This window comes from Microcoleus sp. S13_C5, assembly GCF_036700845.1.
Taxonomy (GTDB): Bacteria; Cyanobacteriota; Cyanobacteriia; order Cyanobacteriales; family Microcoleaceae; genus Microcoleus.
In genome coordinates, this window is record NZ_JAUBPR010000274.1 from 1 (window position 1) to 1,714 (window position 1,714).

Below are 1,714 nucleotides of genomic sequence, written 5' to 3' on the forward strand. Positions count from 1 at the left end.
GGCTGCAATGAATGATGAATACATGATGCTTCTTCTCAAATCCTTTTGTCAAGACTGATTGAGATGCTCTTACCCTGGTATGCTTGTTCGGATTCCTGTATCAAGAGCAGAAAAGACCATGCTTTATGGTCGAATTCGTAGTGCTTATGAAAGCAACTCTAATGAAAGCGCAGAAAGCATCAATGTTACTGAGAGCATGGGGCTGTCACGAAATTATCCTAAAGAGGAAGATAGCACAAGGATATTTCGCATTGCCGAAGCTGACTTGATTGAGGAGATTATAGAGACAGAGATCAGAGCGCCACAGAATTTACCAAATTCGGGTACAGAAGTATCTATTGCTGATAGCAATGAAACTGTTAAAGAGACAGAGAGCATATCTCCTATAGAGACAGAGATCAGAGCGCCACAGAATTTACCAAATTCGGGGGCAGAAGTCTTTATTGCTGATAGTGATGAAACCGTCCGTATTTTGGGTATGGAGACAGATCCATCTAAAGGTTTGTACATTGGTGAAACAGTAAGTGGCACAAAAACAGCAGTTATTCTAAAGCGTGAGGCGATTCAGCGGCATTTTTTTATAGGTGGAACTACAGGCAGTGGTAAGAGTTATGCAATGGGTGTAGTTGCAGAAGAAATTATCAAGATGAATTTACCAATTGTTTTTATAGATACGCAGGATGAGTATTCGTCGTTAGTTGAAAAATTGGATGGCAAAGTTGTTGAGCCAGGAAAAGATTTTAGCATTCGCATCTCATCACTTACTGAATCAGAATTGATAGATTTACTTCCTGAAGCCATGAAACAGAGTTCAGTTCAATGTGACGTAGTGACAAGGGCTTTTGGTGAACTACAAACTCGTCTAGTCAATGGAGATATTGCAAAATTTACCTTGGATGATGTTTTAGCAAAAATCCCAGATTCAGCAGAAGCACTATCAGGTAAACCTGGTGATGTGCCACGATTAGTAGATACAGTCACACGCAGGTTAAAAACTCTCAATAATTACAAAATATTTGGCGAGGGGGTAGCTGACTGGCGAAAACTTATGTATCCTTGTCTGGCAATAAATTGTAAAAAATTAACATCTATACAGCTTCAATCTATAGCAACAGCAGTCTTGAGGGAACTTCAAAACTTACGCATCCGGGGTCATATTCCACCTTATGTGGCGGTTGTGGATGAAGCTCATTTGTTTGTACCACAAGGTGAGGGTAGCCCTTGCAAACAAATAATACGGGAAGGTGTACGAATTGGAAGACATCACGGCATTTGCATGGTATTAATGACACAAAGCCCTATTGACATTGATAGAAGCATTATCCGTCAGTGTAATACAAGACTGGTGTTTGCGTTGGAACCAGATCAACTTGATGCCATTCGGGGCGTAAAGTCAGATGCCTCTGAAGAAATGTTACGTGCCCTACCCAAAATGCCACGCGGTACTTGTTTGCTTTCGGGTACTTATGAGAGTGTGAAGCATACGATTCCGGTACGCATTAGGGAGCGTACAACTAAAAATTCAGAAGGTGGTAAAACTCCTGATATTTTCCAGGAGATGAAAGATGAATGGATATCTAAAATTAATGACTTAAAACAAAAGGAGAAATAAAAATGCCCAGAAAACGCAAATCTCAATCGTAAGCGTTCAGGGGTATAAAGAAGACGAAAAACCACCCCCAAAATCAAAGAATAAAATTAGGCAGCAGTCAAC

At 40.4% G+C, this 1,714-nt stretch carries 1 protein-coding gene; it reads left to right on the forward strand.

The window, feature by feature from the left end; translation table 11 throughout:
* The first annotated feature begins 79 nt into the window (after positions 1-79).
* The gene (locus QUA04_RS29535) at positions 80-1,612 is read left to right on the forward strand and encodes an ATP-binding protein (RefSeq protein ID WP_333264321.1); all 1,533 of its coding nucleotides are present in this window, start codon (positions 80-82) and stop codon (positions 1,610-1,612) included.
* Positions 1,613-1,714 lie beyond the last annotated feature (102 nt).

Excerpts from the sequence above, each read along its gene's own strand:
- QUA04_RS29535 (WP_333264321.1), top strand. The coding sequence starts at position 80 with ATGCTTGTTCGGATTCCTGTATCAAGAGCAGAAAAGACCATGCTTTAT.